Source organism: Stenotrophomonas sp. P5_B8, assembly GCF_054049855.1.
This window is the reverse complement of record NZ_JBFULO010000779.1, coordinates 1-857: the sequence shown is the minus strand read 5'-3', so window position 1 is coordinate 857 and position 857 is coordinate 1. Positions and strand designations below refer to the sequence as shown.

1 protein-coding gene is annotated in these 857 nt (G+C 67.1%); it reads left to right on the top strand.

What is annotated here, in order from left to right; translation table 11 throughout:
* A partial coding sequence (locus ACXJKH_RS21415; protein WP_457322397.1) for a sensor histidine kinase occupies positions 1–857 on the top strand: 857 nt, incomplete at both ends.

Sequence of the window (857 nt, the reverse complement as noted above, 5' to 3'; positions counted from 1 at the left end):
CGATTACGCCGTGGCCGCCGCGTGCTTCTATGCGGCGGTGATCCTGGCTGCATCGCGGGTCATGAGTGCCCGCGGGTTGGTGCTGCTGGCGGCCATCTGCATCGCGTTGACCGGGCTGAGCTTCTTCCTGACCCGCTTCGGCACCTACCGCATCGGTCTGGTCAACTCGGCCATCGGCATGCTGGTGATCGTCATCACCACCTACCTGTCACTGAAAATGGAAGCGGCCAAGGCCGCCGTGCAGGAAGCGCAGGCGCGTCTGCTGCGCGTTGCGCGCGCCTCCACGGTGGGCGAGCTGACCACCTCCATCGCCCATGAAGTGAACCAGCCGCTGGCCGCCATCGCCAGCAGTGCCGAAGCCAGCCAGCGCTGGCTGGCGCAGGCGCCGCCGAACGTGGAGAAGGCGCGGCAGACGTTGGCCCGCATCCTCGCCGACGCGCACCGCGCCAGTGACGTGATCGCACGCATCCGTGGCTTGACCCAGGGTGCCAGCCCGGAACGACGCGGCTTCGATCTCAACCAGGCGGTGCTGGAAATGCTGGCGTTGTCGCGCAGCGAGCTGGAGCAGCACGCGGTGGCGGTAAACACCCAGTTCGATGACGAACTGCCGCTGGTATTCGGGGATCGTGTACAGGTGCAGCAGGTGATCGGCAACCTCATTCTCAACGCGGTCGATGCGATGGCCGGGATTCCCGCCGGTGGGCGTCGTCTGACGCTGCGTAGTCTCCGCGTGGATGACGCACGCGTCGCACTGAGCGTGCGCGACCACGGCAGCGGGCTGCCATTGGAAGCACCGGAGCGCGTGTTCGATGCGTTCTGGACCACCAAGTCGGGGGGGCTGGGGCTGGGCTTGAGCC